17 protein-coding genes are annotated in these 21,971 nt (G+C 72.0%); 13 read left to right on the plus strand and 4 right to left on the minus strand.

The genetic code is table 11. The features are described 5' to 3' along the window. Positions 1-122: 122 nt before the first annotated feature. A complete protein-coding gene (locus tag G4G93_RS06920) occupies positions 123-1,478 on the minus strand; it encodes a glycosyltransferase family 4 protein (protein WP_206289579.1) in 1,356 nt (451 codons plus the stop codon). A gap of 398 nt (positions 1,479-1,876) precedes the next feature. On the opposite strand from G4G93_RS06920, the gene G4G93_RS06925 reads away from it, so the two are divergent. From G4G93_RS06925 to G4G93_RS06950, 6 genes are all read left to right on the plus strand, one after another. Beyond that, positions 1,877-2,527, plus strand: coding sequence for a NeuD/PglB/VioB family sugar acetyltransferase (locus tag G4G93_RS06925; RefSeq protein WP_165082544.1), 651 nt, complete (start codon positions 1,877-1,879; stop codon positions 2,525-2,527). A gap of 5 nt (positions 2,528-2,532) precedes the next feature. Continuing rightward, entirely contained in the window at positions 2,533-3,429 is an 897-nt protein-coding gene (locus G4G93_RS06930; protein WP_165082546.1) for a glycosyltransferase family 2 protein, read from the plus strand. A gap of 113 nt (positions 3,430-3,542) precedes the next feature. Next, complete coding sequence (locus tag G4G93_RS06935; RefSeq protein ID WP_165082548.1) at positions 3,543-5,018, plus strand: oligosaccharide flippase family protein; 1,476 nt, start codon at positions 3,543-3,545, stop codon at positions 5,016-5,018. A 1,135-nt stretch (positions 5,019-6,153) separates the two neighbouring features. Then, positions 6,154-7,533, plus strand: coding sequence for a carbohydrate-binding domain-containing protein (locus tag G4G93_RS06940; RefSeq protein ID WP_246736587.1), 1,380 nt, complete (start codon positions 6,154-6,156; stop codon positions 7,531-7,533). 149 nt (positions 7,534-7,682) lie between these two features. Beyond that, entirely contained in the window at positions 7,683-9,656 is a 1,974-nt protein-coding gene (locus tag G4G93_RS06945) for a type I secretion system permease/ATPase (RefSeq protein WP_312891771.1), read from the plus strand. Further along, positions 9,656-10,963 (plus strand): HlyD family type I secretion periplasmic adaptor subunit, encoded by a 1,308-nt coding sequence (locus tag G4G93_RS06950; protein ID WP_165082550.1) that lies wholly within the window; start codon positions 9,656-9,658, stop codon positions 10,961-10,963. Before G4G93_RS06945 ends, G4G93_RS06950 begins: the two co-directional genes overlap by 1 nt. 634 nt (positions 10,964-11,597) lie before the next feature. On the opposite strand, the gene G4G93_RS06955 is transcribed toward G4G93_RS06950, so the two are convergent. From G4G93_RS06955 to G4G93_RS06965, 3 genes are all read right to left on the minus strand, one after another. Next, entirely contained in the window at positions 11,598-13,364 is a 1,767-nt protein-coding gene (locus tag G4G93_RS06955; RefSeq protein ID WP_165082552.1) for an ABC transporter ATP-binding protein, read from the minus strand. 252 nt (positions 13,365-13,616) lie between these two features. Further along, positions 13,617-14,972, minus strand: coding sequence for an MFS transporter (locus tag G4G93_RS06960; protein ID WP_165082554.1), 1,356 nt, complete (start codon positions 14,970-14,972; stop codon positions 13,617-13,619). Continuing rightward, on the minus strand, positions 14,969-15,748 hold the full coding sequence (locus G4G93_RS06965; protein WP_165082556.1) for a PRC-barrel domain-containing protein: 780 nt from the start codon (positions 15,746-15,748) through the stop codon (positions 14,969-14,971). The genes G4G93_RS06960 and G4G93_RS06965 overlap by 4 nt, the downstream gene beginning before the upstream one ends. A 446-nt stretch (positions 15,749-16,194) precedes the next feature. Here G4G93_RS06965 and G4G93_RS06970 point away from each other — a divergent pair, with 446 nt between their 5' ends. From G4G93_RS06970 to G4G93_RS07000, 7 genes are all read left to right on the plus strand, one after another. Continuing rightward, entirely contained in the window at positions 16,195-16,965 is a 771-nt protein-coding gene (locus G4G93_RS06970; protein WP_165082558.1) for a pyridoxine 5'-phosphate synthase, read from the plus strand. Then, positions 16,962-17,363: a holo-ACP synthase gene (gene acpS / locus G4G93_RS06975; RefSeq protein ID WP_165082560.1), complete on the plus strand. Its 402-nt coding sequence runs from the start codon at positions 16,962-16,964 to the stop codon at positions 17,361-17,363. The genes G4G93_RS06970 and acpS overlap by 4 nt, the downstream gene beginning before the upstream one ends. A 247-nt stretch (positions 17,364-17,610) precedes the next feature. Next, complete coding sequence (gene lepB, locus G4G93_RS06980) at positions 17,611-18,402, plus strand: signal peptidase I (RefSeq protein ID WP_165082562.1); 792 nt, start codon at positions 17,611-17,613, stop codon at positions 18,400-18,402. 114 nt (positions 18,403-18,516) lie between these two features. Then, positions 18,517-19,227: a ribonuclease III gene (rnc, locus tag G4G93_RS06985; protein ID WP_165082564.1), complete on the plus strand. Its 711-nt coding sequence runs from the start codon at positions 18,517-18,519 to the stop codon at positions 19,225-19,227. Then, positions 19,224-20,195: a GTPase Era gene (gene era, locus G4G93_RS06990; RefSeq protein WP_206289580.1), complete on the plus strand. Its 972-nt coding sequence runs from the start codon at positions 19,224-19,226 to the stop codon at positions 20,193-20,195. Before rnc ends, era begins: the two co-directional genes overlap by 4 nt. Before the next feature lies 1 nt (position 20,196). After that, positions 20,197-21,120, plus strand: a complete 924-nt coding sequence (locus tag G4G93_RS06995) for a methyltransferase (RefSeq protein ID WP_312891772.1) — start codon at positions 20,197-20,199, stop codon at positions 21,118-21,120. Between the two features lie 61 nt (positions 21,121-21,181). Then, positions 21,182-21,931, plus strand: coding sequence for a pseudouridine synthase (locus G4G93_RS07000; RefSeq protein WP_206289581.1), 750 nt, complete (start codon positions 21,182-21,184; stop codon positions 21,929-21,931). Positions 21,932-21,971: the final 40 nt, after the last annotated feature.

Here is a 21,971-nt window from a genome sequence, read left to right on the forward strand (position 1 = left end):
CATCCTCCTGATCGTCGAAACCCTCCCGGTCATGCCGGGACCGCGCAGCGGAGCCCGGCATGACCGGGAGGGTTTTTAGGGTCGTCGGGAGATCCGAAGACGACTCGAGGCTCGCGCCCCCCTCACGTCTCCACCTCCGCCGCCTCCCGCCCGATCCTCTCCCGCCCCGCCCGCACCCCGACTTGCCCCTTCCGCATTTGCCCCTCCCGCACCTGTCCCTCCCGGGCGATCGCCGCCGCGAACAGGCCGCGCAGGGTCGTCGCCAGCGTGCCGAGGTCGTGGTGGCGGGCGACGCGGGCGCGGCCGGTGCGGCCCATCTCGGCGAGCGTCGCGTCGTCGGCCCGCAGGATGTCGCGCAGGGCTCCGACCAGGGCCGCACCGTCGCCCGGGGGCACGATGCGGCCGCAGGCCTCGTCCACCAGCTCCGGGATGCCCGCCACCGTGGTGGTCACCACCGGCCGCGCCAGGGCCAAGGCCTCCAGCAGCACGATCGGCAGCCCCTCGGCGAAGCTCGGCAGCACCAGGGCGCGGGCTTCGGCGATGGCCGCGCGGACCTCGGCGCTGTTCTGCCAGCCGCGCAACGCGATCAGGTCGCCGACGCCGTGGCGGGCGATCTCGGCCTCGATCGCCGGGCGGCTCTCGCCGTCGCCGATCAGCACCAGGCGGAACGGCGCTTCGGTCGCCCGCAGGGCCGCCACCGCGGCGGGCAGGTAGACCTGCCCCTTCTGCGGGCAGAGCCGGCCGACGCAGACCAGCGTCCGGCTTGAGCCCGCCGGCCGGTCGGAGGGCACGAACTCGTCGAGGTCGAGGCCGCAGCGCGCCACCGCGATCCGGTCGCGAAATTGCGTTCCCCCGAAGCGCAGGAGCTGCGCGCGGCAGAAATGCGAGATCGCCACCGCGAAGGCGGCACCGGAGAGCTTGAGGGCGAGGCCGTCCTCGGTGGCGGTCAGGAACTCGTCGGGGCCGTGGGCGGTGAAGCTGTAGCTGGGGCCCCCCATGGTCCGGGTAATCAGCGCCACCGCGGCGGCGTTCGAGGAGAAATGCACGTGGGTGTGGGCGATGCCCTCCCGCCGCAAGGCCCGCAGGAAGTACGCCGCCTCCAGGAAATACGCCGCGTGGCGTATCGCACCGCCGCCGGAGCGGGCGAGCCGCGCCGCGAGCCAGGCGCCGCGCAGGAGAGCCGCCGGGTCGGTCGCGGCCTGGCGCAGGACCGCGAGCAGCAGCCCGGGCAGGTTGCCGCTGAGGATGTATTGGGTGCGGGCCTGGTCGGCGATGTCGCGGGGGTCGACGAGGGGCAGGTGCCAGCGGCGGATTGCGAAGCGCCGCACCGTCACGCCCTGCGCCTCTAGGGCCGCCATCTCGCGCCGGATGAAGGTCGAGCTCGTCACCGGGCCGGTATTGACGAGGTAGGCGACGGTCATCCGGGGCGCCGTCTCGTCGGCCGTTGTCGTCCGCGCCTCGACGGGGGTGATCGTCATGGGTGCCGTCGTCATGGGTGCCGTCGTCATGGGTGCCGTCGTCATGGGTGCCGTCGTCATGGGTGCCGTCGTCATGGGTGCCGTCGTCATGGGTGCCGTCGTCATGGGTGCCGTCGTCATGGGTGCCGTCGTCATGGGTCGGCGCTCTCCCGCGTACCGTCTCGCGGGCGGAGGGCGTTCCGCGCCGCGCGATCATGGGCAGCAGCCTAGGGGCTGCCCTCACGCGCGGGAGCGGCGGAATTCGGCGGCTTCCCCGCCCAGAAGGGCGGGCGGGTTTACGCCTTTCGGAGAGCCCGGCGCCGACGATTGCGACGCTTACCTTGCGGGCGGGGCCGGCTAGCCTGGACGTCGAGGCCGCGTCGTCCGCGGCGAGACGTGGGTCGAGACCCGGCACGGCCATGCAGCGCCCCCTGATCATCCTCGGCACCGGCGGCAACGCCCTCGACATCCTGGACCTCGTCGAGAGCCGGCCCGGCCTGTGGCGGGTGGCGGGCTTCCTCGACGATGCCCGGCCGGAGGGCGAGCGGGTCGCCGGGCTGCCGGTGCTCGGGCGCCTCGCGGAGGCGCGCCGCCTCGCCGAGAGCGGGGATGCGGCCTTCGTCAACGCCGTCGGCAGCGACACCAGCCACCGCGAGCGGTTGCAGATCGTCGCCGGGACCGGGCTCGACCGCCAGCACTTCGCGACGCTGATCCATCCCGGCGCTGCGGTCTCGTCCCGGGTGATCGTCGGCCCCGGGACCTGCATTCATCACGGCGCCGGCATCGGTGGCAACGTCGTGGTGGGCGCGCACGTCACGATCGGGCCGGGCGCGATCGTCGGGCACGACACGGTGATCGGCGACGGGGCGATGCTGGCGCCGGGCTGCGTCGTCGGCGGCTTCGTGCGGCTCGGACGGTCCTGCTACGTCGGGGCCGGCAGCTGCTTGCGTCAGCGCGTGACGGTCGGCGAGCGGGCGCTCGTCGGTCTCGGCGCGGTCGTCCTGCGCGACGTGCCGGCGGGCGCGACGGTGGTCGGCAATCCCGCCTGCATCCTGCGGAGCGGAGCGTGAGCCCGATGCGCCCCCCGCGCGTCTCGGTCGTGCTCCCGCTCCGGGCGGGTCCGCCCGTCGAGCCGGCCCTCGCGTCCCTGCGGACCCAGACCTTCGGCGATTACGAGGTCCTGGCGGTCGGGGAGGGGGCCGCCGAGGCCGCCGCCGGGGCCGCCGATCCGCGGGTGCGGGCGCTGCGCGTCGAGGGAGCCGGCCGCAGCGCCGCCCGCAATCGCGGAATCGGCGCGGCCCGGGCCGAATGGGTGGCGTTCCTCGATCCCGGCGATGCCTGGCGGCCGGACCACCTCGCCGAGCTCGTCGCCGCGACGCGGTTCGGCGACGCCGTCGCGGTGTTCGGCAACCCCCTCCTCGGGGAGCCCGGGCGGCCGCTCCTCCCGATGAGCGTGCCCGCCGGCCGCGTCTCCGACCCGTTCGATTTCGCGCTCCGGATCGGGGACGCGCCGTTGCGCGCGAGCGCCGTCCTGGTCGAGCGGGCGGCGGCGATCGAGGCCGGGCTTTTTCCCCTCCGCTGCGGCGGCGGGCCGGAACTCGACCTGTGGGGCCGCCTCGCCCTGCAGGGATGCTTTCGCTACGTCGCGCGGCCGACGGCGGTGCTGGGACCGGCCGTCCCGTCCCGCCGCGTGCCGGCCCCGCCGCTGCTCGCCGCCACGTTGGGCAGGCTCCTCGACGAGGGTGCGGTGCCGGCCGAGCTGGCGCCGTCCGCCCGTCGCTGCCGCAACCGGCTGACGCTCGACCACGCCCGGCGCCTCGCCGGTCTCGGCCGTCCGGCCGAGGCGCGCGTGGTCCTGGCCCGCGACTGCGTCCCCGGCCTCGATCCGGCGCGCTACCTCGCGGCGCTCGCCCGCACCTGGCGCGCCGGCCGGGCCTGGCCGGCGCCGGGGGCGCTCGCCGGCTCGCCCTGATCCCCGCCAAGACAAACCCCGCCGACGCCATCTCCACCGAAGATGTCCCCATCCATGCCGCCGCCCGCCCAAGCAACGATCGTCCGAAACGATTTCAGACCAAGGGTTACTTGATGAACCTCGTCAAGCGCGCCGTCCTTCTCGTCTCGGGTGAGCGCTACCTCGTCCTGTCGATCACCCTCGTCCAGACCGCCCTGGTCTCGCGCCTGCTTACGCCGGAGCAGGTCGGCCTGTCGATGCTCGGGGTCGCGCTGGTGCAGGTCGTCGACGGCCTGCGGGATTTCGGCACCACCAACTACATCATCCACGAGCCGACGACCTCGCAGCAGAGCGCCCGCACCGCCTTCACGGTGCTGCTGGCTCTGTCGCTGGTCTTCGCGGCCGGGCTCTTCGCCTCCGCCGACCTGTGGGCGGGGATGTACGGCCAGCCGGTGCTCGCCCCCTACCTGCGGGTGCTGTCCTTGAGCTTCCTGCTGGTACCGTTCTCCGGCCCGCTGATGGCGATGATGCGCCGCGACTTCCAGTTCGCCTCCCTGATGTGGGTCAATGTCGGCATCGGCCTGACCTACGCTGTGGTGCTCGTCGGGCTCGCCTATCTCGGCTTCGGGGCGCTGAGCTTCGCCTGGGCGATGGTGGGAAGCGCGGCCGCCGCCGTGGCCTTGAGCCTCGCGGTCCGGCCGGAGCCGGGGGTCTACCGCCCCAGCCTCCAGGGCTGGCGCACGGCCTTGGCGATCGGAGGCTTCTCCAGCGTGAACACGCTCCTCACCCGCGCCTACGACCTGCTGCCGATCTTCCTCCTCGGCCGCTTCGGCGGGCCCGACCTCGTCGGCCTCTACGGCCGGGCGCAAGTGCTGAGCCAGCTCCCCGACAAGATGATCCTCGGCAGCCTCAGCACGGTGATCCTGCCGATGTTCGCCGCCGACCGGCGCGACGGGCGGCCGCTGGCGCCGACCTACCTCGCGTCGATCGGCAACATCACGGCGGTGCTGTGGCCGATCTCCGTGCTGCTGGCGCTCATCGCCCATCCGGTGGTGATGGTCCTGCTCGGGTCGCAGTGGCTCGCCAGCGTGCCGATCTTCCAGGTGCTGGCCCTCGCCTCGATGCTGACGTTCCCGGCGATGCTGACCTATCCGGTGCTGCTGGCGAGCGAGGGCCTGCGCGACACCCTGACGGCGAGCCTGATCGGCCTGCCGCCGAGCGCCGTCATCCTGTTCGCGGCGGCCTCCGGCGGGCCGCTGGCGGTGGCCGCGAGCCAGTTCCTCACCGTCCCGCTCCAGGCCGGGATCGCCCTGTGGTTCATCCGCCGCCGGGTGCCGTTCGGCCTCGCCGACTTCGTCGGCGCGCTCCGGATCAGCGCCCTCGTGGCGCTCGCCACCGCCCTTCCCCCGATCGCCGTCATCGCGCTCACCGGCCGGGGCTTCGCCCTCACCATCCCGGAGGGCGTCCTCGCCGGCTTCGGCGGCGCCGCGGCCTGGCTCGTCGCGATGCTGGTCCTCGACCATCCGATCGCCGGCCACATCCGCGAGACGATCCGCCCGGTCATGATCGGCCTGCGGGCGCGGACGCGGGCGGTGTGGGCCGGGCGGTGAGGCTCGCGCCCCGGCTGCACGCGCCGTCGACGTCGTCCTGTGGCCCGGCCGCGAGGCCGCCGCGCGCCGTGATCGGCGGTCGGCGCGCACCGCCCCAGGCCGGGCCACGAGGACAAGGCATTGCCGCCGGTCCGGGCCGGTTCGGGCGCCGGATCGAGGGGCGTCCCATCCGAAGAGCGGATGATGCCGTTTCCGGGAGATGACGTCCGGAAACGGCATCACCAGCTCGCGCGGCGCTTGAGCGAAGCCGACTTCCGCATTGCGGATGCGATTGCGCAGCAATCTCCGTGTAATCAATCGGAAGTTGTATGACGTCTGCTTTCGACGGGAAGGCCTGGCGGCGACCGGTACTGCCGGAACGGGCACGGCATCCTGGAAGGAGCCCTTGACCGGCTGCGCGCCCAGGCCCCCGGCCGAGGTGAAAAACCGTTGCCTGTGCATCTTGTGAGTGTTTCATGATGGGTCGCGGCGATGCTCCAGTCGGCTACAGACCGGTGTGGCGCGCAGATCCGCGCCGGGACGTCGAGATCTGTCGTCGCAAGTCGTCCCAGGTCTTGGATGCGGCGTGATGGTCGGACACTCAGTCGTTCCCGCCGCGACGATTGCCGGCTTTCTCGCGCTCGTCTGAGGCGCGCCGTCGGGCAGCGTAATCGATCGGCGGCTTCCCTGCGCGGAGCGCCCGCCCTCATCACCCGCCCCCGGCAGGCGTCCCATAACGGGACGACCATTCATCTTATGTAGGAGGGTCGATTCGAGCCGTGCGACTGCTCCGCAGATCAATTCGCCCGCTCGCAATACGGCCTAGTTGCTGCGCTGCATCAAAGACCCGAGAGTTGTCGCCGTCGATCTCTTGGCGCCACGACCGCCGGCAGCCGCTTGCGCCCCATTTCCTTCGCCGAATCTTGACCGGAAGAGCGGGCGAATCAGCGTCCGGTCGCCGCACGTCGGGGAATTATTTGATAAAATATCCATAAGTCTACGTTTCTTAACACAGGCTTGACGATTGAGTATTGCTGCCTATTGTCACCTCGCGCATCGGATCAGGCCCAGGGCGGGCCGTGATCTACTTGTGATGCCGCATTCAGCCGCCGCGTCCTGCGGCCCGGCTGCCTTTCCACAGAACCGGACGTGATACATGGCTTATGAAACGGTCGCGCAGCCCTTTGCGCCGGGCAGCATCTGGAACACCCCGATCGGGTCGAATGCGCAGTTCCAGGCTGCATCCGGGGCGCAGACCGCCTCCATCCAGCATCAGGCCGGCGTAAACACCTGGATCGGCCAGGACGCCATTCCGATCTACCAGGCGAAGTCGACCGACCCGATGGCGACCTGGACCTACGAGAGCCGGGCCACCAACTCCGACTGGACTTTCGGCAACACCTCGTCGATGAACGGCTCGTTCCAGATGCGGACGCCGAGCGACGTGCAGTTCAAGACCGGCGACGGCTGGGCGATCATCGTGTCCGAGGACGGCCAGCACTACATCGAGACCTGGCTGGGCGGTAAGACCGGCAACAACAGCTATCACGCCTCCTACGTCGTCGAGAACACCGTGACGGGTGACGGCATCGCCAATGTGCCTGGCGCGCACGAGGGCATCCGCGCCGCCGGCATGTCGCTGATGGGCGGCCTGGTGCAGAAGTCCGAGCTCGACGCGGGCCACATCGACCACGCGGTTGCGATGGCGGTCTCGACGACCCAGGCCGGCTCCGCCGCATCCCCGTATGTCTGGCCGGCGACCTCCGCCGACAACTTCAGCGGCAGCTATTCGGGCTCGATCCCGCTGGGCTCGCTGATCGCGATCCCCAAGGACGTCGACCTGACCAAGATCGGCATCACCACGTCCGAGGGCATGGCGCTGGCCAAGGCTTACCAGAACTACGGCGGTTACGTCACCGACACCGCCGGCCCGAACACCATGCAGCTCGCCTATCTCGAGCAGGGTGCGAGCCAGAAGCAGGTCGACAACCTGTTCAAGGACATCGGCGCGATCCGCGCGCATCTCGAGCTGGTGACCAACAACACCGCCGCGACCCCGGCCGGCGGCGGCGACCATGCGCTGCCGAGCACGCCCGCCCCCGCGGCGGCGGCCACGGCCACGGCCGTCGTCCCCCCGGTCGCGACCGCGCCGTCCACCGGCAGCACGGCGCAGCCGAGCGTCAGCCTAGGCAGCGGCCCCGACCAGCTGCTCCTGAAGGTCAGCCAGGACGCCCTTTGGGGCGATGCCCAGTACACGATCTCGGTCGACGGCAAGCAGATCGGCGGCGTCCAGACCGCGCACGCCGCCCACGGCTCGGGCCAGTCCGACCTGATCTCGGTGAGCGGCAACTGGGGCCAGGGCGACCACGACGTGGCGGTCAACTTCCTCAACGACGTCTGGGCCGGTGCCGGCCGCGGCGACCGCAACCTCTACGTCGACAGCGCCACCTATCACGGCCAGGACGTGGCGGGGGCCCATCTGAACCTGCAAAGCAACGGCGCTCAGCACTTCACCTTCCACGACTACCTCGTCTGAGGATCGTGACCGCCCCGCCCGCCGGTTTCCGGACCGGCGGTCGGGGCACCCCGCGCCGCCTCTCCTCGCATTTCCGCGACGCGCCGCCGCCGCCGGTCGGGTTCTCCCGTCCGGCGGTCGCCGCGCGCCGCCAGACGGAGTCCGAACCCGTGACATCCCTCGATCTCCCCCGCTCGCGCATCGGGCGCGTCCGCGCCGTCGCCCGTTCCGCCGCGCGGCCGGTCCTCGACCGCCTGCATGCCGGCCCCGCCCGGGAGGACGCATCCCGCGAGGAGGAGGCTTCCCGGCAACAGGAGGCTTCCCGCGGGGGCTTGCGTCACGATACGCTCACGGCCTTCGGCCTCGCCCCGTCCCGGGCCGCCTCGGCCCCGCCGATCGTGGCCGCCCTGGCGCAGCTGCGCCACGTGGTGCTGGGCGTCGCGGTGCTCAGCGGCGCCGTGAACCTGCTGGCGCTCGCCGGCTCGTTCTACATGCTCGAAGTCTACGACCGGGTGATCCCGAGCCGCAGCGTGCCGACGCTGGTGGGCCTCAGCCTGATCGTGCTGGTGCTCTATCTGGGCCAGGGCTTCTTCGACCTGATCCGCTCGCGCCTGCTCCTGCGGGCCGGGCGGGCCTTCGACGAGGCGCTGAGCCGGCGGGTTTTCCGCGCCGTCGTCACCCTGCCGCTGCGCGGGAGGGGCGAGGCCGACGGCCTCAGGCCGATGCGCGACCTCGACCAGATCCGTGCCGCCCTCGCCGGCGGCGGACCGGGCGCGCTGTTCGACCTGCCCTGGATCCCGGTCTATCTCGGCCTGCTCTTCGCCTTCCACATCTGGATCGGGCTCACCGCCCTCGTCGGCGCGCTGGCGCTGGTCGGCCTGACGGTGCTGGCCGAGATCCTCACCCGCCACCACGCCCGCGACGCCCGCGAGGCGGGAGCCGCCCGCGGCTTCGTCGCCGAGGCGAGCCGGCGCAACGCCGAGACCGTGCGGGCGATGGGCATGGAGGCCGACCTCGCCGGCATCTGGGCCCGGGCGAGCGCCGCCTCGCACGCCACCCAGGAGCGCACCGCCGAGATCACGGGTGCGATCCACAACGCCTCGAAGGTGCTGCGGGTGGTGCTGCAATCGGCGGTGCTCGGCGTCGGCGCCTTCCTGGTGATCCGCCAGGAGGCGACCGCCGGGGTCATCATCGCCGGCTCGATCCTCAGCGCCCGCGCGCTGGCGCCGATCGACCAGGCGATCGGCTACTGGAAGACCTTCGCGTCGGCCCGCATGTGCTGGCGCCATCTCGGCGCGGCGCTCTCCGCCGCCGGCGACGAGCCGGAAGGCCTGACCCTGCCGGCCCCGCGCGACGGGCTCACCGTCGAGCAGGCCAGCGTCGGCCCTCCCGGCAGCCAGCGCCTCACCGTCCTCGATGTCGGCCTGACGCTCGAGCCCGGGCAGGGGCTCGGCATCGTCGGCCACAGCGCCTCGGGCAAGTCGTCCCTCGCCCGGCTGCTCGTCGGGATCTGGCAGCCGGTGCGGGGGGCGGTGCGCCTCGACGGCGCCCGCCTCGACCAGTGGCGGTCGCAGGATCTCGGCCGCCATATCGGCTACCTGCCGCAGGAGGTCGAGCTGTTTCCCGGCACGGTGGCGGCCAACATCGCCCGCTTCCGGCCGGGCGCGGAGGCCGACGGCATCATCGCGGCGGCCAGGGCCGCGCGGGTCCACGACATGATCCTGTCCCTGCCCGAGGGCTACCAGACCCAGATCGGCGAGCGCGGCGCGCTGCTCTCGGCCGGCCAGCGCCAGCGCCTGGCGCTGGCCCGCGCCCTCTACGGCGACCCCTTCCTGGTGGTGCTCGACGAGCCAAACTCCAACCTCGACCAGGAAGGCGAGGCGGCGCTCACCGAGGCGATCGCCGGGGTGCGGGCGCGCGGCGGCATCGTCGTGGTGGTCGCCCACCGGCCGAGCGCGCTCGCGGCCCTCGACCAGGTGATGGTAATGGCCCATGGCCGCGTCCAGGCGCTCGGCCCCCGCGACGAGATCCTGCCCACCCTCAACCGACCCCGCGCCATGCCGGCGGAGGCGCCGATGCAGGCCGGCTCGGCGAGCTTCGCGCCCGGCTTCACCCTCAAGCTCGCCCAGGGAGGGCGTTCGTGATGAACTCGATCAGCCCTGGGACCCAGGCCTCGATCCGCCGCCACCTGCTCGCCGGCGCGCTCGGCGGCGCGCTCCTGTTCGTCGGTGCCGGCGGCTGGGCGGCTTTGGCCGAGTTCTCCGGCGCCGTCGTCACCGCCGGTTCGCTGGTGGTCGAGTCCGACGTCAAGAAGGTGCAGCATCCGACCGGCGGCGTCGTCGGCGAGCTGCGGGTCAAGAACGGCGACCGGGTCGCCGCCGGCGACGTGCTCCTGCGCCTCGACGAGACGGTGCTGCAGGCCAACCTCGCCATCGTCACCCGCTCGATCGACGAATCGACCGCCCGCCGGGCCCGGCTCGAGGCCGAGCGCGACGGTGCGTCCGACGTGACCTTCCCGCACGAGCTGACGGCGCGGGTCGCCGATCCGGTGGTGGCCGGGCTGATCGGCGGCGAGCGCCGGCTGTTCCAGACGAGGGGAAGCGCCCGAGAGGGCCAGAAGTCGCAGCTCGCCGAGCGGGTCGGCCAGCTCGACGAGCAGATCCGCGGCCTCGACGAGCAGATCGCCGCCAAGGCCCGGGAGATCGTCCTGATCGAGCGCGAGCTCGGCGGGGTGCGGGACCTATGGGAGAAGAAGCTGGTGCCGATCCAGCGGGTGAGCGCGCTCGAGCGCGACCTCGCGCGGCTGGAGGGCGAGAAGGGGACGCTGGTCTCGACCATCGCCCAGGTCCGCGGCCGCATCACCGAGACGCGGCTGCAGATCCTGCAGATCGACCAGGACCTGCGCACCGAGGTCGGCAAGGAGCTGGCCGAGATCCGCAGCAAGACCTCGGAATACGCCGAGCGGCGCATCACCGCCGAGGACCAGCTGAAGCGCGTCGAGATCCGGGCGCCGCAGGACGGGCTCGTGCACCAGCTGGCGGTCCACACCGTCGGCGGCGTCGTGGCGCCGGGCGCCGAGATCATGCAGATCGTGCCGACCGCCGATCACCTGACGGTCGAGGCGAAGCTCGCGCCGCAGGACATCGACCAGGTCCATGTCGGGCAGGCGGCCTCGTTGCGGTTCTCGGCCTTCAACCAGCGCACCACGCCGATCGTCAACGGGGCGGTGTCGCGGATCTCTCCCGACCTGACCACCGACCCGCGCACCGGCCAGGGCTACTACACCACCCGGGTCGCCGTGCCGGACGCCGAGCTGAGGCGCCTCGGTACGGTGCGGCTCACCCCCGGCATGCCGGTCGAGGCCTTCATCCAGACCCAGCCGCGCACGGTGCTGAGCTACTTCACGAAGCCTCTCGCCGATCAGGTCGCGCGCGCGTTCCGGGAGAAGTGAGGCGGGGGCCCGTCACCGGGACGGGCTCCTCGTTGTCTCTCAGCCTCCGATGACGCCGGAGGCGCCGACCACGGCCACCACCAGCCCGCAGGCCAGGACGCCGATCATCGCATAGGTGATGGTCTTCAGCATCGTCGGTCTCGTCTTGCCGGGTTGGATGGAGCCCGCTGCACGCAGATCACGCGCCGGTGGGGTCGCGACGGCGGGCGGCTTCCGGATAGAACGACGAACGCGGCGGAAAGTTCACCGCAACGCACAAATCCCGGGGCGCCAATTGAGACGGGTCCGTCGGAAAGTGCGCCGGCGCACGTCGGATGCTTCGGTGATAGCGAAGTCCCGGCCGGACTGCGCGCTCCTGAACCCTCCCCCCCTCTGCGGGTGAGGGTGCCCCGCGGAGCGGGGCGGGAGAGGCGACGACGCTTCCGAACATGACTGAACCGTTCGACGGGCGCGACCTGGATCGGCGTCGCGCGCTGCCCCTCTCCCGGCCCGCTCCACAGGCCACGCTCTCCCGTCCGAAGTCGGGCGGGCCCGATTTGCGCATGTCGATGCGGAACTCGGGCGAGCCCGAGGTCCGTGGGGGGAGGGGACAGGAGTGCGATCGTTCTAGGGAAGTGTTGTCCCCGACAGTCGCTTACGCCGCCTCGCGCGACAGCTTGATCGTCTCGCGCTGGATCAGGTCGCGGTAGAACCCGTCGAGATGCACCAGGCGGTCGGGCGAGCCGTCCTGGATCACCTGGCCGCCGTCGAGCACGACGATCCGGTCGAAATCCTTCAGCGTCGAGAGCCGGTGCGCGATGGCGATGACGGTACGGCCCTTCATCAGGTTGCCGAGCGCCTCGCGGATCGCCTCCTCCGATTCGGTGTCGAGGGCCGAGGTGGCCTCGTCGAGGAGCAGGATCGGCGAATCCTTCAGGATGGCGCGGGCCACCGCGATGCGCTGGCGCTGGCCGCCCGAGAGCTTCACGCCGCGGTCGCCCACGATGGTGTCGAAGCCGCCCGGCAGGTCGTTGATGAAGTCGGTGCAGCGGGCGGCCGCGGCCGCGGCCCACACGTCCTCGTCGGAGGCGTCCGGCCGGCCGTAGCGAATGTTCTCGCGCAAGCTGCGGTGGAACAGCGAGATGTCCTGCGGCACGACGGTGATCGCCTCGCGCAAGCTCTCCTGGGTGACCCGGCCGATATCCTGGCCGTCGATCAGGATGCGGCCGTTCTGCGGGTCGTAGAAGCGCTGGAGCAGGGTGAACAGGGTCGACTTGCCGCCGCCCGAGCGACCGACGAGGCCGACGCGCTGGCCGGGCTGGATGTCGAGGTTGAAGTCGCCGAACACCTCGCGGCCGTCCGGATAGTTGAAGGCGACCTTCTCGAAGGTGATGCGGGCGCCCTCGCCGACGAGCGGCTTCGCCTCCGGGTGGTCGCGCAGGTCGTGCGGCTGCAGCAGCGTGCGCAGCGCCTCCGACAGGCGGGCGGTGTGCTGGGTCACGTCGACCAGGGCGACGGCGAGGTCGCGGGTCGCGGCCAGGATGGTGATGCCGAGCGTGCAGACCAGCACCACCTGACCGGCGGTGGCGGCGCCCGCCTGCCACATCTTGATCGCCCAGAACAGGAGGCCGAGCACCGCCACGACGGTGATCAGCGCGTGCATGATGCGCAGGCGCTCGAGGTAGAGGAGCGAGCGGCTGCGCGCCTTCATCTCGGTGCCGATGGTCTGGTCGAAGCGGGCGAATTCGCGCTTGTAGGCCGAGAAGGCGCGCACGAGCGGCATGTTGCTCACGAGGTCGACCATCTCGCCGTCGACGGAGGCCGCCTTCTCGGCGAAGTCGTGGTGCAGCGGCTTGCCGGCGGCGGCGATGCGGAACATCAGCACCACCACGCCGCCGCAGATGACGAGCAGGCCGAGCGCCATCGGCATGCTGACGCTGCCGACGTAGAGGATCGCGCCGAACGCCGCCGCGCAGGGCGGCATCACGTTCCAAACGAACATGTTCTCGGCGGTGAAGATGGCATTCGAGGTCGCCGTGATGCGGCTGGCCAGCGTGCCGGGCTGCCGGTCCGCGAAGTAGGACGGCGAGTGGCCGGTCAGGTGCTGGAACAGGTCGCGCCGGACGTCGCCGGTGACCTTCACGAAGGTGAAGCTGGCGATCAGGCTCGCCACCCGCCACAGCATGTTGTCGGCCGCGATGAAGCAGATCAGGACCGTAAGCGCCGGCCAGATCAGGGTGTTGTTCTCGGGTCCCTTGCCGAGGGCGTCGACGACGCCCTTCAGGCCGTACTGGGTGCTGACCGAGCAGGCCACGGCGCCCAGGACCGCGACCAGAATGGCCGCGTGGGGTACGATGCGGCGGCGCAGGTAGCGGGCCACGAAGGCCCAGGGCCGGTTGGCGTACGCGCAGAGGTCATCCATCGTGGCGATCGATCCCGGTTCTTCGCACGCGTGCGGCCCACGGTCGGGAGAGAGGCGGGATGCAAGAACCCCGCCGCATTCTCCCCGTACGTCCCGTTAGGCCCCACCCGCTTCTCGCAACGCGCAAGCGTCACCTTATGTTTCAGGCGAGCGGTGCAATCCGTCTTGTAATCCGCCGTTCCTGAACGGGAGTTGAGCGGCGCTGCACCGCACACCGCTTTCCCGCAGCGCCGTTCCCCGGATCGATCCCCGTCACGCCTCCCGCGCCCGCCGGTTCTCCGGCATGATGAACGCCACCAGCACCAGCGCCGCGAAGGCCACCGCGGCCAGTCCCAGGAAGGCGGCATGGGTGCCGAAATGGTCGGCCATGTAGCCCGACAGGGTGGTGCTGGCGGCGGCGCCCAGTCCCATCGCGGTGCCCACCGCCCCGAGCGCCATGTTGAACCGGCCGGTGCCGCGGGTGCAATCCGCCACGATCAGCGGCACCATCACGCCGAGCACCGCGGCCGAGATGCCGTCGAAGACCTGCACCGCCACCAGCAGTTCGGGCGCATCCGTATAGGCGAATAGCAGGCCGCGGATCGGCAGGGCGGCGAAGCCGATGATGAGGAGCGGGCGCCGGCCGTAGGCCTGGGCGGCGCGGCCGACCGCGGGCGCGATCAGCGCCATCACCATCTGCGGGGCCATGATGCAGGCGGCGATCAGGATGGTGGCGGTCTGGCTCGCCCGCACCGTGAGCACGCTGCCGACCAGCGGCAGCATCGCCGCGTTGGCGACGAAGAACAGGGTGATGCAGGCGGCAAAGCACAGCAGGGCCCGGTTGGTGAGCAGGAGCTTCAGGCTCGCCCAGCCGCCCGGTGCCTCGCCGCCGCCGGGGGCTTGCGGCCGCACCACGTCGATCTCGCTCGCGCGCACGCAGTACAGCGCGGCCAGCGTCGGCAGCGCGAGCGCCGCCGTCACGTAGAACACCGCCTCGCTCGACAGGTAGTAGCCGCAGGCGCCCATGCCGGCGGCGGCGAGCGCGTTGCCGATCGAGGAGAAGCGGGCATTGCGCCCGAGGCGTTCGCCGAGGCCCGCATGGCCCACGAGGCCGAGGCTGATCGCGGCGATCGCCGGCGTCAGGGTGCAGCTTGCGATCGAGTGCGCCGCCATCGCGAGCGCCACGATCAGGAAGGTCGGGAACAGCGCCAGGCCGGCGGCCGAGGCGCCGATGATCGCCACCGACAGGGCGGCGATGAAGCGCTTGGAGGTCACCCAGTCGACGAAGGCGCCGCCGGGCACCTGCCCGAACAGGCTGAACAGCCCGCCGATGGTGAGCACCAGCCCGATATCGGACTGTGTCCAGCTCTGCGAGGTGAAGTAGACCGCCACGAACGGGCCGAAGCCCGTCTGCAGGTTGGCGACGAAGAACGTGAACGCGTCGAGGCCGCGGGTGCTGGCGAGCGAGGGCGCCGGCTTCTCCCGCCGCCGCCCCGCCGACCCGCCGGCCCGGTCCCGCAGAGCGTCGCGGGCCGGATCCTGGCGGGAATCCGGCCGCGCGTCGGAGCGAGGAACGTCCCGGTCGCGATGGGCGAGGGGGCGGCGGAAGGCCTGGCGCGGTCGCGTCATTTGTCCGGCGGGTTGCGCGAAGCGGCCTGGTCGGCGTCGGGAGCCGGAGCCGGGGCCGCGACCGGCGGCGTGGCGGGAGCGGGCGCCGGCGCGGACGCCGAGGGTTGGGCGGGCGCCGCTTGGGTGGGGGCCGCTTGGCTAGGGGCAGGGACCGCTTGGCTAGGGGTAGGGGATGCTTGGGAGGGCGCACCTTGGGCGGGCGCCGGGACCGGGCCGGCCGGGCCGAGCACGACGATCGGGTCGCCGGGCTTGTACTCGGGCGAGACCCGCACCTGGTTGCGGTTCAGCTGCAGCACCGCGCGGCCGGGCTTGTTGTCGGCCGAGAAGTGCAGGGCGCGCCAATCGACCGCGATCTTGCGCGAGCCGACGCCGAGGAAGCCGCCGAAATCGATGATCGCGGCCCGCGGCCGGCCGTCCTTGTCGACGATGATGTCGATGATGCGGCCCATATCCTCGCCGGCGGCGCTGCGCACCGGCTTGCCGAGGACGCCGTCGTAATCCTGGGTGTCGAGGACGGTCGCCGGGGTGCCGGTCGGGATCGCCGGAGCCTGCGCGGCGGGAGCCGGCGCAGGAGCCGGGTTCGCCGGGGCGGCCTGGTTCGCGGCGGGCGGCGGGGCGGCGGGCTGCGGGGCGGGAGCGGCCTGCGGCGGCTGGGCGGGGATCGCCGCCGGCGGCTTCACGGCGTCCGCGGGCGCCGAGCCCTGCTGCGCCTCGGCCGCCGTCACGGCGGAGAGCGCGGCGAAGGCCGTCAGGATCGTCCGCAGGGTTCCGGTCAAGCGGGTCTCTCGCAGCGTCACGCGGGCTGTCCCAAGGGCAACCGCGGCGGGAGCCGCGGGTTCCGGGACTGCGCGTCCTCCATGGGGGAGAAACGCGGCGAAGGTGTGGGGGCGGGGCGGCAGGGGCAGCCGGGCGGGCGCGTCACCGCCGCGGTCGAGCCGTCGAGCAGACATCGTGGGCCTCCGGGGCGGGCACGGCGGCCCGCCCGAGCATCGGTCGTCGGGTTGTCGCGGCGGGGGGCGCCGCGCCGGGCGGGTCTTCGAGGGCCCGCGCCGTGGAAACCGCACAGTGCGGTGCACCGGGCGAGGTTGTCCAGGCGGAGTCCCGGCCCGTTCGCGCTTTCTCCAGGGAGTGTGGTTCCGCAATACGGGCGGGTGGCGGGGGGCGGTGCCCCACGCTACATCGCGGGGACTCCAGAGAAGACACCGTCCGAGAAACCCGCCCGATGCCCGCCTCGCCTCTCCGCCTCGGCGTCAACGTCGACCACGTCGCCACCCTGCGCAACGCCCGCGGCGGCACGCTGCCGGATCCGGTGCGGGCGGCCCATGCGGCGATCGCGGCGGGCGCCGACGGCATCACCGCCCACCTGCGCGAGGATCGCCGCCACATCCGCGATTCCGACGTCGAGCGGCTGATGCGCGAGATCGACCGGCCGCTCAACTTCGAGATGGCGGTGACCGACGAGATGATGGGGATCGTCCTGCGCCTGAAGCCCCACGCCGCCTGCCTGGTGCCGGAGAAGCGCGAGGAGCGCACCACCGAGGGCGGGCTCGACATCATCGGCGGCCGCGAGCACCTCGCCCCGGCCATCGCGCGCCTCAACGCGGCCGGCGTGCGGGTCTCGCTGTTCGTCGAGCCGGAGATCCACGTGATGGAGGCGGCCCGCGCCCTGGGCGCCCCGGTCGTCGAGCTGCATACCGGCACCTATTGCGAGGCGGTGATCGCCGGCGATCCGGAGAAGATCCGGGCCGAGCTCGCCCGGCTCGCCCGCGCGGCGGAGCATGGCGGGGGCCTGGGGCTCGAGATCCATGCCGGCCACGGCCTGACCGTCGAGAGCGTCGGGCCGGTGGCGGCCTTGGCCCAGGTGCGCGAACTGAATATCGGCCATGCCCTGATGGCCGAGGCGATCTTCGACGGCCTGCCCGCCGCGATCCGGGCGATGCGGGCGGCGATGGAGGCGGGCCGCGCGCAGGCGCAGGCCGGAGGCCCCGCATGATTGTCGGCATCGGCTCCGACCTCTGCGACATCCGCCGCATCGAGCGCTCGCTGGAGCGTTTCGGCGACCGCTTCACCCACCGGGTCTTCACCGAGGGCGAGCGCGCCCGCAGCGACCGGCGCGCCGCCCGCGCGCCGTCCTATGCGCGACGCTTCGCCGCCAAGGAGGCCTGCTCGAAGGCGCTGGGCACCGGCATGAGCCACGGCGTGTTCTGGCGCGACATGGAGGTGGTGAACCTGCCCGGCGGCCGTCCGACCCTGCGGCTCACCAACGGCGCGGCCGAGCGCCTCGCCGCCCTGATGCCGCCGGGCCACCGCCCGGTGGTCCACGTGACGCTGACCGACGATCCCCCGCTCGCCCAGGCCTTCGTCATCATCGAGGCCTTGCCGGAGGGGTAGGGCGGAGACGGTAGGCCTCCTCCAGCCCCCGGCCCCGATCCGGAGGTGGGATGGAGGATCGCGAGGCCGACCCGGTCCCGGTCGTCCGGACCCGGTCGCGGGCGGCGAGGTGATTCGCTCCCGTCGCGCCACCGCGTTGCGGGCGGGCAAGCGTTGGTCTAGACCCCCCGCACCGCGCAAAAAGCCGGCCGCGTGCCCTCGGCGGGGGCGAAGGCGCATTCTGCACGGACCGCCGGAGAGAACGAGCATGGATCGCGCACGCACGGACCACGACCTGAAACGCGGCAAGGAAGCCGGCGTCTGGGACTCGATCAAGGAAACCGTCAAGGTCGGCATCCAGGCGCTGCTGATCGCCGTGGTGGTCCGCACCCTGCTGTTCCAGCCGTTCAACATCCCCTCCGGCTCGCTGATTCCGACCCTGCTGATCGGCGACTACCTCTTCGTATCGAAGTACTCCTACGGCTATTCCAAGTACTCGCTGCCGCTGAGCGAGTATTTGCCGATCGAGGCCAAGGGCCGGATCTGGGGCGCTTACCCCAAGCAGGGCGACATCTCGGTGTTCAAGCTGCCGAAGGACAACGCGACCGACTACATCAAGCGGGTGATCGGGCTGCCGGGCGACCGGATCCAGGTGATCGAGGGCGTGCTCAACATCAACGGCCGGCCGGTGAAGCGCGAGCGCATCGCCGATTACTCGACCACCGACGCGTTCGGGCAGCCGACCCTGGTGCCGCAATACCGCGAGACCCTGCCCAACGGCGTCACCCACGACATCATCGAGCGCGACGGCGACCGCGGCCTGTGGGACAACACCCAGGTCTACACCGTGCCGCCGAACCACTTCTTCATGATGGGCGACAACCGCGACAACTCCACCGATTCCCGCGATCTCGGCAATGTCGGCTACGTGCCCTACGAGAATCTGATCGGCCGGGCCGAGGTGATCTTCTTCTCGATCGACGAGGGCGCTGCCGCCTGGCAGATCTGGAACTGGCCCTGGACGGTGCGCTGGAACCGGATCTTCAAGCCGATCCACTGACGGGAGCCGAAGAGCGTGATCGACGCCGACGCCGCAACGCCGCAGGGCGAACCGCCGGTTGCGGGACCCGGGACCGCCGGTCCGGGTGACGCCCCGCCGCGGCGCAAGCGCGGCATGAGGCGTCGGCCCGACCTCTCGGTGCTGGAGGAGCGCATCGGCCACCGCTTCGCCGACCGCGACCTCCTGGTGCAGGCGCTCACCCATGTCAGCGCGACCAACGGCCGGGTCAGCTACCAGCGCCTGGAATTCCTCGGCGACCGGGTGCTCGGCCTCGCCGTGGCCGACGGGCTCTACAACGCCCTGCCCGGGGCCGACGAGGGCGACCTGTCGCGGCGCCTGTCGAGCCTGGTGCGGCGCGAGAGCTGCGCCATGGTGGCCAATGCCTGGGAGGTCGGGCCGCACCTGAACCTCGGCGGCGGCGAGGTCCATGGCGGCGGGCGCCGCAACTCGGCGATCCTCGCCGACGTCTGCGAGGCGATCCTCGGCGCGGTCTTCCTCGATGCCGGCTACGGCGCCGCCAAGGCGGTGATCGACCGCGCCTTCGAGGCCGACCGGCAGACGGAGGGCACGCGCAGCCGCGACCCGAAATCGGCGTTGCAGGAATGGGCGCAGGCGCAGGGCTGGCCGACGCCGACCTACGTGGTGGTGGAGCGGGCCGGGCCCGACCACGCGCCGCAATTTCGCATCGAGGCCCGGGTCACCGGCACCGCGCCCGGCATCGGCATCGGCGGCTCCAAGCGCCTGGCCGAGCAGACGGCCGCGCGTGCGCTGCTGGTGCGCGAGGGGCTGTGGACCGGGGACGAGCCCGGGGAGCAACCAGAATGATCGACGACACCACACCCGACACCGAGGATGACGGCCCGATCCCGGGCGCTCCCGCCGACACGACGCCCCCGAAGGACACCCGCGCGGGCTTCGTCGCCCTGATCGGCGTGCCGAATGCCGGCAAGTCGACCCTGCTCAACAGCCTGGTCGGCACGAAGGTGTCGATCGTCTCGCGCAAGGTGCAGACCACCCGGGCGCTGGTGCGCGGCATCGCCATCGAGGGGAACGCGCAGATCGTCCTCGTCGACACCCCCGGCATCTTCGCGCCCAAGCGCCGCCTCGACCGGGCGATGGTGACCTCGGCCTGGAGCGGCGCGGCCGATGCCGACGCGGTCTGCCTGCTGATCGACGCGCGAAAAGGTGTCGACGAGGAGGTCGACGCGATCCTCAAGCGGATGCCGGATCTGAAGCGCCCGAAATTCCTGGTGCTCAACAAGATCGACGTGATCGCCCGCGAGCGGTTGCTGGCGCTTGCCGCCTCGGTCAACGCCCGGGTGCCGTTCGAGCGCACCTTCATGATCTCGGCGCTCACCGGCGACGGGGTCGACGACCTGCGCCGCGACCTCGCCGCCCGGATGCCGTCCGGCCCCTGGCTCTACCCCGAGGACCAGGTCTCCGACGCGCCGTTGCGCATGCTCGCCGCCGAGATCACCCGCGAGAAGATCTACGACCGGCTGCACGAGGAGCTGCCCTATTCCTCGACCGTCGAGACCGACCAGTGGCAGGTCCGGCCCGACGGCTCGGTGCGGATCGAGCAGACCATCTTCGTCGAGCGCGAGAGCCAGCGCTCGATCGTGCTCGGCAAGGGCGGGCAGACCATCAAGGCCATCGGCCAGGCCGCCCGGATCGACATCGCCGAGGCGGCGGAAGCGAAGGTCCACCTGTTCCTGTTCGTGAAGGTGCGGGAGAACTGGGCCGACGATCCCGAGCGCTACCGCGAGATGGGCCTGGAATTCCCCCGCGGCTGACGTGACCGACCCGATCTCCGCCCGGCCGGGCGTCTACGGCCACCCACCCGCCGACCTCGCCGCCGTCCCGGACGGCGCGGTGCAGCTCTCTCCGCTCGTCCCGGGCGCCCAGCCCCTGGAGGATCTGGCCCCCGGCGCGCTCGAGAGCCTGACGGTGCTGGCCCCGCCCGGCACGCTCGAGCGCCGCCATGCCCTCGCGCTGGCCCTGAGGGCGCTCGCCCCGGGTGCGGCCCTCACGGTGCTGGCGCCGAAGGATCGCGGCGGCTCGCGCCTCGCCCGCGAACTCTCCGGCTTCGGCTGCCGCCTCGACGAGACCGCGAAGCGCCACCACCGGATCGTGCGCACCGCGCGGCCCGAGGCCCCGGCCGGCCTCGACGAGGCCATCGCTGACGGCGCAATGCGGCTCGTGCCCGATCTCGGCCTGTGGTCGCAGCCCGGCATCTTCTCGTGGAACCGGATCGATCCCGGCACGGCGCTCCTGATCGCGCAGCTCCCGGCCCTGTCGGGCCGCGGCGCCGATCTCGGCTGCGGCCTCGGCATCCTCGCCAGGGCCGTGCTGGCCTCGGCGAAAGTGACCGGGCTCACCCTCGTCGACAACGACCGCCGGGCAGTGGCGGCGGCGCGGCGCAACGTCGAGGATCCCCGCGTCGCGATCAGATGGGCCGATGCCCGCGCCGCGGATGCGGTGCCGGAGCGCCTCGACTTCGTGGTGATGAACCCGCCCTTCCACGACGGCGGCACCGAGGATCGGGCGCTCGGCCAGGCCTTCATCCGCCGCGCCGCCGCGGCCCTGCGGCCGGGCGGGACGCTGTGGCTCACCGCCAACACCCATCTGCCCTACGAGGCGACGCTCTCTGAGGTGTTTCGCGAGGTCGTGCCGCGCGCCACCGCCCAGGGCTACAAGATCCACGAGGCGCGCAAATGAGCGCCGAAAAAAGACTCGGCAAGAGACTCGGCACGAGATCCGGCAAGAGAAACGCCAAGAGATGAGTACCAAGGGCAAGGTGGCGTCGGTCCGGCTCGACCGGCTGCTCTCCAATCTCGGCTACGGCTCGCGCCGCGAGATCCAGATGCTCGCCCGCGCCGGCACGATCGTGCTCGACGGCGCCGCCTTGCGCGATGCCGACCGGCGCATCGCCCTCGACCCCGATCTCCCGGCCCGGCTCACCGTCCAGACCAAGCCCCTCGACCCACTGCCGGGCGTGGCGCTGATGCTGCACAAGCCGCTCGGCGTCACCTGCTCGCACAAGGAGGCCGGCCCGCTCGTCTACGGCCTGCTCCCGCCGCGCTGGCGCCGCCGCGAGCCGCCGCTCTCGACGGTCGGCCGCCTCGACAAGGAGACCTCGGGCCTGCTGCTGCTCACCGATGACGGCGCGCTCCTGCACCGGATCATCTCGCCGAAGGCCAGCGTTTCGAAGCGCTACCAGGTGACGCTCGACCGACCGCTGCGCGGCGACGAGGGGGCGGTGCTCGCCTCCGGCACCCTGATGCTGGAGGGTGAGGAGAAGCCGCTCCTTCCGGTGTCCCTGGAGGTCCACGGTCCGACAAGCGCCGCCGTGACCCTGACGGAGGGCCGCTACCACCAGGTCCGGCGGATGTTCGCGGCTCTGGGGAACCACGTCACGGCGTTGCACCGGGATCGGGTCGGGGCGCTGGACCTGCCTGCCGACCTGGAGCCCGGGCAGTATCGGGTGATGGGGGAGGGGGATGTGGCGCGGGTGTTCGGCGAGGGGTGAACGGGCGGCGGTCGCTCGCCGAGACGGGTTCGCCGAGGGT

The sequence above is a fragment of the Methylobacterium sp. DB0501 genome, from assembly GCF_011043735.1.
In the GTDB taxonomy this organism is placed as follows: domain Bacteria; phylum Pseudomonadota; class Alphaproteobacteria; order Rhizobiales; family Beijerinckiaceae; genus Methylobacterium; species Methylobacterium alsaeris.

Bases quoted from the DNA above. Each gene is read 5' to 3' on its own strand.
- G4G93_RS06960 (WP_165082554.1), bottom strand. From the start codon at position 14,972: ATGACGCGACCGCGCCAGGCCTTCCGCCGCCCCCTCGCCCATCGCGAC.
- G4G93_RS06955 (WP_165082552.1), bottom strand. From the start codon at position 13,364: ATGGATGACCTCTGCGCGTACGCCAACCGGCCCTGGGCCTTCGTGGCC.
- era (WP_206289580.1), top strand. From the start codon at position 19,224: ATGATCGACGACACCACACCCGACACCGAGGATGACGGCCCGATCCCG.
- G4G93_RS06940 (WP_246736587.1), top strand. From the start codon at position 6,154: ATGGCTTATGAAACGGTCGCGCAGCCCTTTGCGCCGGGCAGCATCTGG.
- G4G93_RS06935 (WP_165082548.1), top strand. From the start codon at position 3,543: ATGAACCTCGTCAAGCGCGCCGTCCTTCTCGTCTCGGGTGAGCGCTAC.
- G4G93_RS06925 (WP_165082544.1), top strand. From the start codon at position 1,877: ATGCAGCGCCCCCTGATCATCCTCGGCACCGGCGGCAACGCCCTCGAC.
- G4G93_RS06950 (WP_165082550.1), top strand. From the start codon at position 9,656: ATGAACTCGATCAGCCCTGGGACCCAGGCCTCGATCCGCCGCCACCTG.
- G4G93_RS06970 (WP_165082558.1), top strand. From the start codon at position 16,195: ATGCCCGCCTCGCCTCTCCGCCTCGGCGTCAACGTCGACCACGTCGCC.
- rnc (WP_165082564.1), top strand. From the start codon at position 18,517: ATGAGGCGTCGGCCCGACCTCTCGGTGCTGGAGGAGCGCATCGGCCAC.
- lepB (WP_165082562.1), top strand. From the start codon at position 17,611: ATGGATCGCGCACGCACGGACCACGACCTGAAACGCGGCAAGGAAGCC.
- G4G93_RS06930 (WP_165082546.1), top strand. From the start codon at position 2,533: ATGCGCCCCCCGCGCGTCTCGGTCGTGCTCCCGCTCCGGGCGGGTCCG.
- acpS (WP_165082560.1), top strand. From the start codon at position 16,962: ATGATTGTCGGCATCGGCTCCGACCTCTGCGACATCCGCCGCATCGAG.
- G4G93_RS06920 (WP_206289579.1), bottom strand. From the start codon at position 1,478: ATGACGATCACCCCCGTCGAGGCGCGGACGACAACGGCCGACGAGACG.
- G4G93_RS07000 (WP_206289581.1), top strand. From the start codon at position 21,182: ATGAGTACCAAGGGCAAGGTGGCGTCGGTCCGGCTCGACCGGCTGCTC.